The 14,627-nt window shown below is 62.8% G+C and carries 15 protein-coding genes; 8 read left to right on the forward strand and 7 right to left on the reverse strand.

The annotated features are described in order from the left end of the window. The first annotated feature begins 23 nt into the window (after nt 1–23). Nucleotides 24–299, forward strand: a complete 276-nt coding sequence (locus tag A3AY_RS0130405) for a YlcI/YnfO family protein (protein WP_018329439.1) — start codon at nt 24–26, stop codon at nt 297–299. Further along, nucleotides 296–595: a type II toxin-antitoxin system RelE/ParE family toxin gene (locus A3AY_RS0130410; RefSeq protein ID WP_018329440.1), complete on the forward strand. Its 300-nt coding sequence runs from the start codon at nt 296–298 to the stop codon at nt 593–595. The genes A3AY_RS0130405 and A3AY_RS0130410 overlap by 4 nt, the downstream gene beginning before the upstream one ends. Before the next feature lie 7 nt (nt 596–602). On the opposite strand, the gene betA is transcribed toward A3AY_RS0130410, so the two are convergent. From betA to betI, 4 genes are all read right to left on the reverse strand, one after another. Further along, nucleotides 603–2,255 carry a choline dehydrogenase gene (gene betA / locus A3AY_RS0130415; protein ID WP_018329441.1) on the reverse strand — a complete coding sequence of 551 codons (1,653 nt, stop codon included), beginning with the start codon at nt 2,253–2,255 and terminating at the stop codon, nt 603–605. Nucleotides 2,256–2,496: 241 nt separating this feature from the next. Beyond that, the gene (betB, locus tag A3AY_RS0130420) at nt 2,497–3,960 is read right to left on the reverse strand and encodes a betaine-aldehyde dehydrogenase (RefSeq protein WP_018329442.1); all 1,464 of its coding nucleotides are present in this window, start codon (nt 3,958–3,960) and stop codon (nt 2,497–2,499) included. 1 nt (nt 3,961) lies between these two features. Next, nucleotides 3,962–5,500 carry a choline-sulfatase gene (betC, locus tag A3AY_RS0130425; RefSeq protein WP_018329443.1) on the reverse strand — a complete coding sequence of 513 codons (1,539 nt, stop codon included), beginning with the start codon at nt 5,498–5,500 and terminating at the stop codon, nt 3,962–3,964. Continuing rightward, nucleotides 5,497–6,099: a transcriptional regulator BetI gene (betI, locus tag A3AY_RS0130430; RefSeq protein ID WP_026203987.1), complete on the reverse strand. Its 603-nt coding sequence runs from the start codon at nt 6,097–6,099 to the stop codon at nt 5,497–5,499. The genes betC and betI overlap by 4 nt, the downstream gene beginning before the upstream one ends. Before the next feature lie 146 nt (nt 6,100–6,245). On the opposite strand from betI, the gene A3AY_RS0130435 reads away from it, so the two are divergent. From A3AY_RS0130435 to A3AY_RS0130445, 3 genes are all read left to right on the forward strand, one after another. Then, the gene (locus tag A3AY_RS0130435; protein WP_018329445.1) at nt 6,246–6,794 is read left to right on the forward strand and encodes an HdeD family acid-resistance protein; all 549 of its coding nucleotides are present in this window, start codon (nt 6,246–6,248) and stop codon (nt 6,792–6,794) included. 155 nt (nt 6,795–6,949) lie between these two features. Further along, complete coding sequence (locus A3AY_RS0130440) at nt 6,950–8,749, forward strand: bifunctional diguanylate cyclase/phosphodiesterase (RefSeq protein WP_018329446.1); 1,800 nt, start codon at nt 6,950–6,952, stop codon at nt 8,747–8,749. Between the two features lie 155 nt (nt 8,750–8,904). Beyond that, nucleotides 8,905–9,903 carry an NAD(P)H-quinone oxidoreductase gene (locus tag A3AY_RS0130445; RefSeq protein WP_018329447.1) on the forward strand — a complete coding sequence of 333 codons (999 nt, stop codon included), beginning with the start codon at nt 8,905–8,907 and terminating at the stop codon, nt 9,901–9,903. Nucleotides 9,904–10,290: 387 nt separating this feature from the next. On the opposite strand, the gene A3AY_RS0130450 is transcribed toward A3AY_RS0130445, so the two are convergent. Continuing rightward, entirely contained in the window at nt 10,291–11,028 is a 738-nt protein-coding gene (locus A3AY_RS0130450) for a DUF3750 domain-containing protein (RefSeq protein WP_018329448.1), read from the reverse strand. Nucleotides 11,029–11,104: 76 nt separating this feature from the next. On the opposite strand from A3AY_RS0130450, the gene A3AY_RS0130455 reads away from it, so the two are divergent. Together A3AY_RS0130455 and A3AY_RS0130460 are read left to right on the forward strand one after the other, a co-directional pair. Continuing rightward, on the forward strand, nt 11,105–12,112 hold the full coding sequence (locus tag A3AY_RS0130455; RefSeq protein WP_026203988.1) for an asparaginase: 1,008 nt from the start codon (nt 11,105–11,107) through the stop codon (nt 12,110–12,112). Between the two features lie 240 nt (nt 12,113–12,352). Continuing rightward, nucleotides 12,353–12,973: a glutathione S-transferase family protein gene (locus A3AY_RS0130460; protein WP_026203989.1), complete on the forward strand. Its 621-nt coding sequence runs from the start codon at nt 12,353–12,355 to the stop codon at nt 12,971–12,973. Here A3AY_RS0130460 and A3AY_RS0130465 read toward each other — a convergent pair. Together A3AY_RS0130465 and A3AY_RS0130470 are read right to left on the reverse strand one after the other, a co-directional pair. After that, entirely contained in the window at nt 12,942–13,343 is a 402-nt protein-coding gene (locus tag A3AY_RS0130465) for an MmcQ/YjbR family DNA-binding protein (RefSeq protein ID WP_018329451.1), read from the reverse strand. The two genes, A3AY_RS0130460 and A3AY_RS0130465, sit on opposite strands and share 32 nt — an antisense overlap. A gap of 53 nt (nt 13,344–13,396) precedes the next feature. Continuing rightward, nucleotides 13,397–13,624 (reverse strand): hypothetical protein, encoded by a 228-nt coding sequence (locus A3AY_RS0130470; protein WP_018329452.1) that lies wholly within the window; start codon nt 13,622–13,624, stop codon nt 13,397–13,399. Between the two features lie 62 nt (nt 13,625–13,686). Here A3AY_RS0130470 and A3AY_RS0130475 point away from each other — a divergent pair, with 62 nt between their 5' ends. Next, nucleotides 13,687–14,589 carry a LysR substrate-binding domain-containing protein gene (locus A3AY_RS0130475; RefSeq protein WP_018329453.1) on the forward strand — a complete coding sequence of 301 codons (903 nt, stop codon included), beginning with the start codon at nt 13,687–13,689 and terminating at the stop codon, nt 14,587–14,589. The last annotated feature ends 38 nt before the right edge of the window (nt 14,590–14,627 follow it).

Below are 14,627 nucleotides of genomic sequence, written 5' to 3' on the forward strand. Positions count from 1 at the left end.
TGCAACGCACGGAGCATTCCCTCATGAAGACCGCTACCATTCCCTCGCTGCGCGTCGATCCTGAATTGCGCGCCGCCGCCGAAAGCGTGCTGAAAGAGGGCGAGACACTCTCGGCCTTTGTCGAAAACTCGCTGCGGTCGCAGATTCACTATCGGAAGACACAGGCCGAGTTCATTGCGCGGGGGCTGAAGGCGCGGGAAGAGGCAAAGCGCACAGGCGTTTACTATGGCGCCGAAGAGGTCTTGGCTGAACTCAAAGGGATGCTTGACGCCAAGCTTGCCGAAAAAAGCGCAAAATGACCTGTTCGGTCAAGCTGGCTCCAAAGGCACGAGACGATTTGAAACGTCTTTACGCCTACATGCTGGAGCGTGACGAGGAAGCGGCAACGCGAGCTTACTACGCGATCGAAAAGGCGATGGCTACGCTCGCGCAATTTCCATTTAGTTGCCGGCGGGCCGCCGGCGACGACGCATTTCTGCGCGAACTGCTGATTCCGTTCGGATCGTCAGGGTACGTCGCTCTCTTCGAAATAGAAGACAGCGATGCCGTGACCATCCTCGCCGTCCGTCGTCAGCGTGAGGATGACTACCACTGAGCAGCCGTTACCGGTCGCTCACCTCCCAGCGCGGGTTGACCCAGGGCTCCTGGTTGCTGCGTGCCAGCATGCCCTTGCCGAGAATGTGGTCGGCCGCCTTCTCGCCGGTCATGATCGAGGGGGCGTTGAGGTTGCCGTAGGTCACGTGCGGGAAGATCGAGCTATCGGCAACGCGCAGGCCATCGACGCCGATGACGCGGGTTTCCGGGTCGACGACGGCCATCGGATCGTTGCGCGAGCCCATCCTGCAGGTGCCGCAGGGATGATAGGCGCTTTCCAGATGCTCGCGCAGGAACGCGTCGATCTGCTCGTCGCTCTGGACCGCTTCGCCCGGCTGGATCTCCGGCCCGCGATATTGATCGAAAGCCTTCTGGCCGAAGATTTCGCGCGTCAGGCGGACGCAGTGGCGGAACTTCTCCCAGTCCTCGGGATGGCTCATATAGTTGAAGCGGATGACCGGATCGGCCATCGGATCGGCGGAGCGCAGCGTGACGTTGCCACGCGATTTCGACAGGTTGTAGCCGACATGGGCCTGGAAGCCGTGCGTGTTGGCCGCTGCCTTGCCGTCATAGCTGATGGCAACGGGCAGGAAGTGATACTGGATGTCCGGCTGCTTGACGCCGGGTGCGGAGCGCAGGAAAGCGCAGGCCTCGAACTGGTTGGAGATGCCGAGACCCTGCTTGAGGAACAGCCATTGCGCGCCCGCAACGCCCTGCCAGAACCACGGCAGCCAGGAATAGAGCGAGACCGGCTTGGTCGAGATCTGCTGGAAATAGAATTCCATGTGGTCCTGCAGGTTGGCGCCGACGCCCGGCCGGTCGACCTTCACCTCGATGCCCATGTCCTGAAGGTGCTGGGCCGGACCGATGCCGGAGAGCATCAGCAGTTTCGGCGAGTTGAAGGAGGAGGCAGAGACGATCACTTCGCGGTTGGCCCTCACCACCTCGATCTTGCCACCGCGATCGATCTCGACGCCGACGGCGCGGCCGTTCTCGATGACCAGCTTGCGGGCGAAGCAGCGGACGAGTTCAACGTTCGGCCGCTTCATCGCCGGCTTCAGATAGGCATTGGCAGCCGACCAGCGGCGCCCCTGCCAGACGGTCTGCTCCATATGGCCGAAGCCTTCCTGCTTGGAGCCGTTATAGTCGTCGGTCAACTCGAAGCCGGCCTGCTTGCCGGCCTCGACGAAGGCGTGAAACAGCGGGTTCTTCAGTGGTCCGCGCTTGACATGCAGCGGACCGTCCGTGCCGCGCCAGCCTTGCTCGCCGCCCTGCGAGGTCTCCTGCCGCTTGAAATAGGGCAGCACGTCGGCATAGGCCCAGCCCTGCGCGCCAAGCTCCTCCCAGCGGTTGAAGTCCTCGGCATGGCCGCGCACATAGACCAGCCCGTTAATCGACGACGAGCCACCGATCACCTTGCCGCGGGGTGCGGTAATGCGGCGGTTGTTGAGGTTCGGCTCGGGCTCGGAGAGATAACCCCAGTTGTAACGCTTCATGCTCATCGGCCAGGCAAGCGCCGCGGGCATCTGGATGAACGGCCCGAAATCGCTGCCGCCATATTCCAGCACCATGACCGTGTTCTTGCCGTCCTCCGAGAGGCGGTAGGCGAGGGCGGAGCCGGCGGAGCCCGAACCGATGATGATGAAGTCTGCCTGTTGCATGGTGTGTTCCCAGTTCGAAAAGTTTGCCCCTCGTCCTAGCCATCTCCCCGCGAGCGCGGCGGGGCGACCACCGAGGTTGCCGCGTGTCCCGTCTCCCCGTTTCCGGGGAGAAGGTGGCCGACAGGATGAGGGGTCCTTTCCCTCCCCCTTGAGGGGAGGGTGGCCCGAAGGGTCGGGGGCGTTTTCTCTAAAGAAAAGATCCCCTCCCCAACCCCTCCCCACAAGGGGGAGGGGCTTCTCCTCAATACGGCGCGTCGACCTTCCCCATCGCCACATAGACGCTCTTCAGCTCCGTGTAGTGATTGAGCGCGGCAAGCGAATTCTCCCGCCCGAAACCCGACTGCTTCGAGCCGCCGAAGGGCACTTCGACCGGCGCGAGATTGTAGGTGTTGATCCACAGCGTGCCGGCCTCCAGCTGGTCGACGACGCGGTGCGCGCGGGTAAGGTCCGATGTGAAGACGCCGGCCGAAAGCCCGAACTCTGTACCGTTCGCGCGGGCGATCACCTCCTCCTCATTGTCGAAGTCGAGCACGCACATCACCGGCCCGAAGATCTCTTCGCGGCAGATCGTCATCTCGTCGGTAACGTCGGCAAAGACGGTCGGCTGGATGTAGGTGCCTTCTGCCGACACATTATTCGGAATGCCGCCGCCGGTCAGAAGCGTCGCTCCTTCGGCCTTGCCCTTTTCGATATAGGAAAAGACCTTGTCGAGCTGGGCGCGAGACACCATCGGGCCAAGCTGGGTCGCCTCGTCCATCGGGTCGCCGATGACGATCTTTTCGGTGCGCTCCTTGAGGCGCGACAGGAACCTGTCCCTGATACCCTTCTGCACGAAGACGCGCGTGCCGTTCGAGCAGACCTGGCCGGTCGAGTAGAAATTGCCTAGCATCGCTCCGCCGATAGCGCTTTCGAGATCGGCATCGTCGAAGACGATCAGCGGCGACTTGCCGCCGAGCTCCATCGTCACGTGCTTCAGGCTCGATGCCGCAACACCCGCCACCTTGCGACCGGTCTCGACCGAGCCGGTCAGCGACACCTTGGCAACTTGCTTGTGGTTGACGAGCAGCGGCCCCGTCGTCCGGTCGCCCTGGATGACGTTGTAGAGGCCCTTGGGCAGGCCGGCTTCAATCAGGATCTCGGCGATCTTCAGCGCGCCGAGCGGCGTGTTTTCGGAGGGCTTGAACACCATGGCGTTGCCGGCGACGAGTGCCGGCGCACCTTTCCAGCAGGCGATCTGCTGCGGATAGTTCCAGGCGCCGATGCCGACGCAGACGCCGAGCGGCACGCGCTTGGTGAAGGCGAAGTCGCCGCCAAGCGGGATATAATCGCCGTTCAGCGCCGCCGCCGCGACGCCGCCGAAGAATTCGAAGGCGTCCGCGCCGGATGTCGGATCGGCGACGATGGTTTCCTGGATCGGCTTGCCGGTGTCGAGCGTCTCGAGTTCCGAGAGCTCGCGGTTGCGCTCGCGCATGATTTCGGCCGCGCGCTTGAGGATGCGGCCGCGCGCCGTCGGGCTGATTGCCGCCCACGCAGGCTGGGCGCGCTTGGCCGCCGCAATCGCCTTTTCGACGATGGCAGGGGTCGCCGCATGCAGCCGGGCGATGACTTCGCCGGTCGCCGGATAGATGCTGTCGAAGGCGGTGCCGTCGATATCCTCGACATACTCGCCGTCGATGAAATGGGAGGCTGGCGGTTGGGCTTTCATCTTATTCCCCTCGCGGAAAGCGTTTGGATTCTTCGAGATTGTCGAGATTCATGTGGTTGCGCATGTAGCGCTCGGACGCCTTCTGCAGCGGCTGGTGGTCCCAGGGATAATAGGCGCCGTTGCGCAAGGCCTCGTAGACCACCCAGCGCCGTGCCTGGCTCTGCCGGACTGCAGCGTCGAAGGCATCCATGTCCCAGCGCGCCTCTCGCATCTGCCGGAAGGCGTCGAGCGTCGCCTTGATCACCGAATCGGTGGGATCTCTGGCAAGATTGGTGAGTTCCAGCGGATCGGCATCGAGATCAAAAAGCTGGTCCGGATCGAGCGCGCAATGGACATATTTCCACTTGCCCTCCCGGATCGAGACGAGCGGCGCATAGGAGCCTTCGGCGGCATATTCCATCAAGACCGGCGTGACGCGCTCGGCGCCGTTGATGACCGGCACGAGGCTCTCGCCGTCGGTCCAGGGCATGATCTCGTCCATCGAAATGCCGGCGAGATCGCACAGCGTCGGCGTCACATCGAGATTGGAGACGGGCGCCAGATGCAGGCCGGGTGTAACGCCGGGACCGGCGATCATCAACGGCACGCGGGCAGAGCCTTCGAAGAAGCTCATCTTGAACCAGAGGCCGCGCTCGCCGAGCATGTCGCCATGGTCCGAGCAGAACAGGATCAGCGTGTCGTCCAGCATCCGCGTCCGGGTCAGCGTGTCGACCAGCTCGCCGACCTTCTCGTCGAGATAGGAGATATTGGCGAAATAGGCCTGGCGCGAACGGCGGATGTTTTCCTCCGTCAGGGCGAAGCTCTGGTAGTCGCAGGCGAGCATCAGGCGCTGCGAATGCGGGTCCTGTTCGGCAAAGGAAATCGCGCCAAGCTCGGGCGCAAGATGCTCGCAGCCCTCGTAGAGATCCCAGAATTTGCGGCGCGCCACATAGGGGTCGTGCGGGTGGGTGAAGGAGACGGTCACCGCCCAGGGACGCCGGTTCGCATCGTCCTGCTCGCGCGAAAGCTGGTAGAGCTTCCGGTTGGCGAGGAAGGCCACCTCGTCGTCATATTCCATCTGGTTGGTGATCTCGGCGACGCCCGCGCCGGTGACGGAGCCGAGATTGTGATACCACCAGTCGATCCGCTCGCCCGGCTTGCGATAATCCGGCGTCCATCCGAAATCGGCCGGATAGATGTCCGTCGTCAGCCGTTCCTCGAAGCCGTGCAACTGGTCCGGGCCCACGAAGTGCATCTTGCCGGACAGTGCCGTGTAATAGCCGGCCCGGCGCAGGTGATGCGCATAGGTCGGGATCGAGGAGACGTATTCGGCCGCGTTGTCATAGACCTGCGTGCGGCTCGGCAATTGACCGGCCATGAAGGAGGCGCGGGCAGGGGCGCAGAGCGGCGAGGAGGTGTAGTTGTTGCGAAAGCGCGCGGCGCGTCTGGCGAGCGCCTTCATGTGCGGCGCATGCAGGAACTCCGCCGGGCCGTCCGGAAAGAACTTTCCGTTCAGCTGGTCGACCATGATGATCAGGATGTTCGGCCGGCGAGCAGTCATGCAGCGTATCCTTGCCTGGCAAGTGCATTCAGGTTGAGCGTGATGTAGTCGTCGGTCAGGGCGATGGAGGCTTCCGCCGTCACCGGCGAGGAACCGAGCGCCCGGCGAATATAGAGCCCGTCGATCATCGCAGCGGTGCCCTCGGCGACGCGCACCGCATCATCCGCGCCACACAGCGCCTTCAGGTTGGCCACCAGATTCGACCGCAACCGGCGGGCATAGATGACGAGGAAACGCCGGGTCTCGTCCGAACACTGGGCTTCGGAATAAAAGGCCAGCCAGGCGGCGATCGTTTCCGGCGCGAACTGGTCGGCGTGGAAGCTGACGCGGACGATGGCCGAGAGCCGTTCGCGCGCGGTTTTCGCTGCCGCGAGCGCCGTCACTGCATCGGCGCGCAACTGCTTCAGAAGAGAGCGGATCGTCTCGGTGAGCAGTTGTTCCTTGCTGCCGAAATAATGGTGCGCAAGCGCCGCCGAAACGCCGGCGTTGCGAGCAATATCCGACATCGTGACCGCCAGCGTGCCCTGATCGCCGATCACGCGAAGCGCTGCGTCCACCAGAGCCTTGCGGCGTACCGGTTCCATCCCGATTTTCGGCATTCTCGACCCCTCTTTATGTGGGCAGTGTATTTTTGATTGATCTGTCAATCAATAAAAATATTCCAAATCTTTCCCTTTGATTTAGTCGTAGAATGCCGCTCTAGTTAAGCTCGCATGATCGCCCATGGATAATTGGAGGTTGCTTTATGGCTCAGGCATTCGACCCCACCGGAAAACAGGCTGCCAGCGAAAAATGGGGATGGTTCGTGGCGCTCGGCGTGCTGATGATCATGGGCGGCGGGATCGCCTTCGGCAATGTGCTCGCTGCCACCGTCGCCTCCGTCTACACCGTCGGCATCGTCATGCTGGCAGGCGGCCTGCTGCATCTCGCCCAGGCTTTCCGCGTCAGGGGATGGGAGCGGGTGATGTACTGGATCCTCAGCGGCGGCTGTTACACCGTCGCCGGTGTTTTCGCCTTTCTCAATCCGCTCCTGGCGTCTGCGGTTCTTACCTTGCTGATGGCGGTGGCGCTGATGGTTGCCGGCGGGTTCCGCATCTGGTCCGCCTTCAATCTGCGGCCGCTCAAGGGCTGGGGATGGATTGCGCTCGGCGGCGTGGTCACGGCGCTGGCGGGCCTCGTCATCGCCGCCGGCTGGCCGGTCAACAGCCTGTGGATCCTCGGCCTGTTCCTCGCCATCGACCTGGTGATGCAGGGCCTTGCCTTGATCGCGTTCGGTGTTCTCGCCAAGGGCTGACGGTGGTTTTTTGTCGCTTGAAGAAGGGATAGTGCCTCGCGGCTAACTTGCGGCGGTCATTGAACTTTCACAAAACTGTCACGCAGGGGAAACGGAAAATTTAAGCCCGGAAGCGATCTTTTGCGCAATCTTGTTTTCCGATCCGGAGTCCGCGCATGTCCGCCGCCGAAATGCTTTCCCTGCGCCGCTTCGGCGACGATCAGATCGTCAACCTGGCGAAGCTCGCGATCGAGAACGCCTTCCAGCCGATTGCCGAGATCGCCACCGGTGCCGTTTTCGGTTACGAAACCCTGATGCGTGGCTTCGAACGGCTGGGCTTCAAGTCGCCGCTCGAACTGCTCGACAAGGCGGAGGCGGCGGGGCAACTCCTGGCGCTGGAACACATGATCAACACCCGCGCCTTCGCCGGTTTCGCCAGCCTGCCGGATTTCGCTTCACGGACCCTGTTCGTCAATTTCGACAGCCGCCTGATCGGGCTGGAGGGCGATCTCGTCGAGCGGCTCGGCATTCACCTGAAGCGCGCCAACATCCCGCCGTCGTCGATCTGTTTTGAACTTTCCGAGCGCTTCGACAGCGGCACGATGCCGGATTTTTCAGGGCTGATGAAACGCCTGCGGCTTGCCGGATTCAAGCTGGCGATCGACGATTTCGGCGTCGGATTCAATGGGTTGAAGCTGCTCTGCGACCAGCCGGTGGACTATGTGAAGATCGACCGGCATTTCATCTGCGGCATCGAGGCCAGCCCGCGCAAGCGCCATCTCGTGCGCCATACGGTCAATACCGCCCATGTGCTCGGCACCCGCGTCATTGCCGAGGGCGTCGAGACGGCGGCGGAATTCGCCACCTGCCGCGATCTTGGCTGCGATCTCGTCCAGGGCTATTTCGTCGCCCGCCCGACGGTGCATTTCGCCGATCTGCAGCCCGCCTATCCGCATCTGGAACAGAGCGCCGGCGCCCGCCGCCACTCGACCTCGCTCGACAGCATCCTCATCCGTAAACAGATCGAGCAGGTTCCGGCGCTGCGCGAGAACGACGATCTGGACTCGGTGTTCGAACTGTTCCGGCGCTCGCCGCAGCGCAGTTTCTTTCCGGTGCTCAACGCCAATGGCGAGCCGCGCGGCGTCCTGCATGAGTATCACGTCAAGGAGATGATCTATCACCCCTTCGGCCGCGACCTTTTGAAGAACCATATGTACCAGCGCCACATCTCGCATTTCGTCAGTCCGGCGCCGATAGCCGATCTGGAAACGCCGGCCGACGAGATGCTGAAGATCTTTGCCGGCATGGACGGCAGCGACTGCGTCATCCTGACGGAGAACATGCGCTATGCCGGCGTGCTGTCGGCCGCGTCGCTTCTGAAGATCATCAGCGAAAAGCAATTGAAAAATGCCCAGGAACAGAACCCTCTGACCGGCCTGCCCGGGAACCGCGCCATCCGCGACCACGTGCAGGACGCGGTGCTCGACGGCGATGAAGCCCGCTATTTCTGCTATTGCGACTTCGACAGCTTCAAGCCTTTCAACGATCACTACGGCTTCCAGAAAGGCGACCTCGCCATCTCGCTGTTTGCCGCCCTGATGCGTCGGCATTTCATCGGCGAGGAAAAGTTTTTGGGCCACGTCGGCGGCGATGATTTCTTCATCGGCGTCCGTGGCTCAACGCAGGAGGAGGTGGGTGCTGTGCTGACGCGGGTTCTGTCCGAGTTCCGCAGCGACGTTCGCCAGCTCTATTCCCAGCAACATCAGCAGGCAGGCTACATGACCGGCCATGGCCGCGGTGGCGAACCGACGATCTTCCCCTTGATGCGCTGCTCGATCGCCGTGCTGATCCTGCCGGAAGGTTTTGTCTTTTCCGATGCCCAGGCCGTCAGCGCCCGCATCGCCGAAATCAAGAGCCGGGCAAAGGAAAGCGAAACAGGTCTGGTCTTCGATACGTTCGGTGGCACGGGGTCCTGATCGCCGCCCGCGACGGCTGAAAAAGAAAACGGGCCGCTATCGTTTTGCCGCATTATCTCATTGTGCCGCAGGCGATGCCGGCGGCCAAAACACGGCTTTGCCGTTCTGCGTTCCCGCGCTAGATACATCGCCATGAAGAATGCGAGGACAAGGCCGTGACCCTGCCGACCGAAATGACCTATGTCGATCTTCCGTCTCCGGGCGGCCCGGAAAAGATGGTACTGGCGCGCGGCCCGCTGCCTGAAATCAGGCCCGGCGACATGCTGATTCGGGTCGAGGCTTCCGGCGTCAATCGCCCGGACGTGCTGCAGCGGCAGGGCCACTATCCGCCGCCGCCAGGTGCAAGCCCGATCCTCGGGCTCGAGGTTGCCGGTGAAGTGGTGGCCTTGGGCGAGGGCGCCGAGGGTTTTACGATCGGAGACAAGGTTTGCGGTTTGGCCAATGGCGGCGGCTATGCCGAATTCTGCGCCCTGCCGGCGACGCAGGCCTTGCCTTGGCCGAGGGGCTATGACGCCGCCCGCGCCGCCGCCCTGCCGGAAACCTTCTTCACCGTCTGGGCCAATGTCTTCCAGATGGCCGATCTGGTGGAGGGCGAGAAGATCCTCATCCATGGCGGCTCGAGCGGCATCGGCACCACGGCCATCCAGCTTGCTCGCGCCTTTGGCGCCGAGGTTTTCGTCACCGCCGGCGCCAGGGACAAGTGCGACGCCTGCGTTTCGCTCGGCGCGCGGCGCGCAATCAACTATCGCGAAGAGGATTTCAAGGCGGTTGTCCTTGAGGAAACCGGCGGCCGCGGCGTCGATGTCATCCTCGATATGGTCGGCGCGCCCTATTTCGATCGCAACATCGGGTCGCTCGCCAAGGACGGCCGCCTGTCGATCATCGCCTTCCTCGGCGGTGCCTCGGTGGAAAAAGCCAATATCGCGCCGATCCTCGGCAAGCGCCTGCATGTCATGGGCTCGGCCATGCGGCCGCGCACGGCGGTCGAGAAGGAGGCGATCCGCGACGATCTTCTCGACAATGTCTGGCCGCTGCTGGATGAGGGCGACGTCGCGCCGGTCATGCACGCCGTGGTGCCGTTCTCGAACGTTGTCGAGGCGCACCGGCTGATGGAGGCCGGCAACCACATCGGCAAGATCGTCATGACCTTGTAGCGAAAGTCTAAGATCGCCGCCCTTGCAATCGCAACGAATCTGACTACCTTGAAGTCATCTTCAACGTAAAGAAAGGAAGGTGATCCAGTGTCTAATGAGCTTTCGAACCTCGTAACGGACATGGGAATTGTGGTGGCGGAAACGAGGCAGCCCTCGTTCTGAACCCAGCCTTCCTGCGGGTCGCACCTTGATGCGGTCCGGGCCCGTTACCTGGCCAAAACTCATGGAGGGCCGCCCTGGGGCGGCCCTTTTTGTTTTCAGCGGTAGATTTCTCGGCGATTGCCGATGATCTCGCACAACAGGCGATAGTCGCCGACGCGGTAACTCCAAAGTGCTTGAGAGGGCCGGTTAATTGTTTGCCAGTTAAGGTATTGTAGGTTCTCGCCCTCACACCCCGAACCGTCCCAGCGCCGGTATCTTGACCGCCGGGCGCATGATGTCGATGCCGGCGACCAGGCCCAGCACATGCACCTCCAGTCCGCTGCGCATGCCGGCAGAAATCCCCAGCAATCCGTAAAGCGTTGCATGCATGTCGAGCCCGTCGGCATCGATCGCAAACAGCTTGCCTTCCGGCAGATAGTCGCGTCCGACGGCATCGGGCGGCAATACGGCGCCCAGTTCCGGCACGGAACGCAGCACGTGGGCGACGAAGCTATTGGAGTTCGGTCCGGGCCAGATGCGGTAGGCACCGGGCTTGGAATAAGGGTAGGACCGGATGGCCGTCTCGATTTTCGGGATCAGCCGCGCCGCCTCCTCTCCCTTTACGCTGACAACCAGGTGCGGCGCGTTGGAATACCATCTGGCGTCGGCCGGATAGCCATTGCGCCGGATGGGCGAACCCCAGCCGACCTTGTCATAGCGGTTATAGGTTGTGTCGCCCTCTCCCTTGATGACGATCCAGGAATGGCTGGCGATGGCGCCCTTCATGCCGCCGGTGGTGGCGGAGAAAACATAGATCGCCGCCGCCTTGTCGCCGGTCGGGCTCGGCAAAATCTTGGCCGACGACCAGTCCGCCTCCCGCCAGCTTCCCGGCCGTTCCTTGACGTACCACCATCCGGCTGAAGAGAGTGCCGGCAGCAGATAGATGAACAGCAAGGCGAGAAGCAGCCTGCGCAGGAATTTCATGGGCGGGTCCGGGTTTTGTGTTGTGCGATCTTGGTCTAAAGACACAGGCAGAAATTGGATTTTTGAGGGCATGAGCATGTCGAACCCGGTCCTTGTCGAAGTCACCCGTGGCAATCTGGTGGAGAGCCGTCATCGTGGCATGGTGGTTGTCGTCGATGGTTCCGGTAAAACCGTCTTTTCGCTGGGCGAGACCGATGCGGCCGTCTTCCCGCGCTCGGCCTGCAAGGCGATGCAGGCGTTGCCGCTGATGGAGACGGGTGCCGCCGACGCCTACGGGTTCGGCAACAAGGAACTGGCGCTCGCCTGCGCGTCGCACAGCGGCGAACCGGAGCATGTGGCGCTGGCCGCCGCGATGCTGGCGGCAGCAGGCCGTGATGTCTCGGCGCTCGAATGCGGCGAGCACTGGTCGTTCAATCAGGATACGATCATTGCCCAGGCGCGGTCGCTCAAATATCCGACGCAACTCCACAACAATTGCTCGGGCAAGCATGCCGGCTTCATCTGCGCCTGCTGCCATGGCGGCGAGGAGACGGCCGGCTATGTCAACTATGACCATCCGCTGCAGCGTGAAATTCGCGGTGTGATGGAAGGCCTGACAGGGGCGGCACTCGCGCATGACAATTGCGGCATCGACGGCTGCTCGATCCCCACTTATGCCGTGCCGCTCAAGGGTCTTGCGCACGGTTTTGCCAGGATGGTCACGGGCAACGGGCTGGAGCCGGTGCGCGCCAAGGCGTCGAGACGGCTGGTCGAGGCCTGCATGGCCGAACCCTTCTACGTCGCCGGCACAAGGCGCGCCTGCACCCGCCTGATGCAGGCGGCACCCGGCCGCATCTTCGCCAAGACCGGAGCCGAAGGCGTGTTCTGCGCTGCCATCCCCGAACAGGGCATCGCGATTGCGCTCAAATGCGAGGACGGCGCGACCCGTGCCGCCGAGGCGATGGTGGCTGCGACACTCGCCCGGTTCTTCCGTGACGAGCCCGAACTGCATGCCAGCCTGATGGCCCAGGCCAACCATTCGATGAGGAACTGGAACGGCATCCATGTCGGCGATGTCCGCGTCACCGAGGCTTTCGGCTTATAGCTGCCTTCGGTGAAACGGATCTGGTCGGTCAGCACAGTCGAAGGCTGCCCCGCGAAACCCAGGCTATCGAATTGGTCGCGCGCGGTAATCGAGGGGGCGGACAATGATGTCCGGAGGTCGGGCTGTGCGGTAACCACAATGGCGTGATCGGCGTCGAGCCGACTGGCAAACAACCGGCGCGATTGTTATCACTTGCGCCGGGAAAAGCCGGCCTGTCGTCGGCAAAGGATGGAGATTGAGATGCTGAAGCTTTATTTCACGCCGGCCACCTGCTCGCTCGCCTCGCATATCGCGCTTGAGGAATCCGGCGCACGCTATGAAGTGCAACGCGTTGATTTCTCACGGCAGGAGCAGCGTTCGCCCGAGTTCCTGCGCGTCAATCCGAAAGGCCGGGTGCCGGCGCTGGTGACGGACGACGGCGTTCTGACCGAAACCCCGGCGATCCTCGCCTATATCGGCCAGAGCTTTCCAGGGTCGCCGATCGGCGTGCCGTCCGATCCGTTCGCCTTCGCCCGCATCCAGTCGTTCAATTCCTATCTCTGCTCGACGGTGCATGTGGCCCATGCGCACAAGCGCCGCGGCAGCCGCTGGGCCGACGATCCGGCGGCGATCGAGGCGATGACGCTGAAGGTTGCGAGCAACATGAGCGACTGCTTCGAACTGATCGAAACCGACATGTTCGCCGGTCCCTGGGTAATGGGCGAAACCTATTCGATCGCCGATCCCTACCTGTTCACGCTTGCCGGCTGGCTGGAAGGCGACGGCGTCGATCCCGCACGCTTCCCGAAGGTCCTCGATCATCGCCGGCGCATGGCCGAGCGCCCGGCCGTCAAGAAGGTCCTCGCTGCTTTGGAGGGGTAAGCCGCTCGTCGTCGTCGAGGCGGCCGAAGCTGGCGGCAAGCCGCTTCGGCGCCTTTTGCCGCCAGGCGGCAAGAAGTCTTTGCGTCAGGTCCGCGTCGTTGATCGCTGCGAGGCGGACCAGCATGGCCGGCCACACCTTGTAGTGATCGGTTTCGAAATAGAGATCGGGCTCCGCCTCCATCAGCATCTCCTTCTCCTCGAGCGCACACATGACGACGAGGATGCCCGCTTGCCTGATGCGCACGAAACTCTTGCCACGGACCTCGAGCGCCGGCGTGCCGTAGCTGGTGCCGAGCGTCACTTCCGGAAGGCCGGCCGCCCGGGCCAGCCGCGTTACACGCTCGAAATCCGCCTCTTGGCCGCCGCTCATGGGTCCCTCACGATCGAGGCCAGTTTCGGACGACGAGGCCGACAACGCAAGGATCAGGTGCGGCAGACGTCCACGCACTGGCGGGACGCCGCGCGGATCGCAGGGCCGGGAAAAGGCAGGTCGCCGAGTTGCCGCGCGTCCATGCGGGCAATGTCGGGATGGCGCAGCGGGTCGGAAACCCAGGCAGCTTTCGCCTCTTCATCTGCCGGTAGGGAGCGCAGCTGGTCGAGTATCGAGAAAAGCTTCAACATCGCATCACCATCCTTCTTCGATGACGCCATAATCCTCCTCCAAAAGACAATTTTCAATTGAGTTTGCGGCGACACAAGTATAGAAAAACTATATGAAGGATCTGAGTGCCGTGCACCTGAATGGATTGCGCGCCGTCGAGGCTGCCGGGCGGCTCGGCTCGCTGCAGGCCGCTGCCGGGGAGTTGGGCGTCACAATCGGCGCGGTCAGCCAGCAGATCATCAAGACGGAGAAGCAGCTCGGCCGCATCCTTTTCGAGCGCAGCCCGCGCGGCCTCGTGCCGACGCTTTACGGCGAGAGCTTCCTGCCACGCCTCACCAGCGGCTTCGATATGCTCGATCAGGCGGTGGCCTCGGCCCGCCGGCGCGACGAGACGATCCTGACGATCTCGGTTGCGCCGGTGTTCGCGGCACGCTGGCTCGTTCACCGGCTGGATCATTTTACCGAGAAACATCCGGATATCCGCCTGCGCATCGATGCGACGACAGCTCTGGTCAATCTGGAAAGCGCCGGCGTCGATGTCGGCATCCGGGTCGGGTCGGGCAACTGGCCGGGCGTCAAGGCCGAATTGCTGCTGGAGCAGGAGATCTTCCCGGTCTGCTGTCCGGCTATTGCAGAAAAACTAAAGGAACCGAGGGATGTTCTGGGCGTTCCGGCGGTGATCGACGGCCGCTCGATGTTCAGTTGGGAAACCTGGCTGTGCGAAGTCGGCCTTTCGGGCGAGAAGATGGTCGCGCGGCACGTGTTCAACGACGCATCGCTCTGCCTCGACGCCGCAATTGCCGGCCAGGGCGTGATGCTCGCCTGGCAGACGCTCGCCGGCTATTCGATCATCGAGGGGCGCTTGGCGGTGCCATACCCAGTCCGGGTGAAGACGGGTTTTGCGCATTATTTCGTGACGCCGCCCTCACGCCGCGAAACGAAGACGGTTTCCGCCTTCAAGCAATGGGTGCGCGAGGAGATTGCCGAGAGCATGCTGCGTCTCGGCTTTGCCTGAGGAGCCTCCCGGCGCCGCCTGTCGGACAAGCGGCGTCC

It is taken from the genome of Rhizobium giardinii bv. giardinii H152 (assembly GCF_000379605.1).
GTDB lineage: Bacteria > Pseudomonadota > Alphaproteobacteria > Rhizobiales > Rhizobiaceae > Pararhizobium > Pararhizobium giardinii.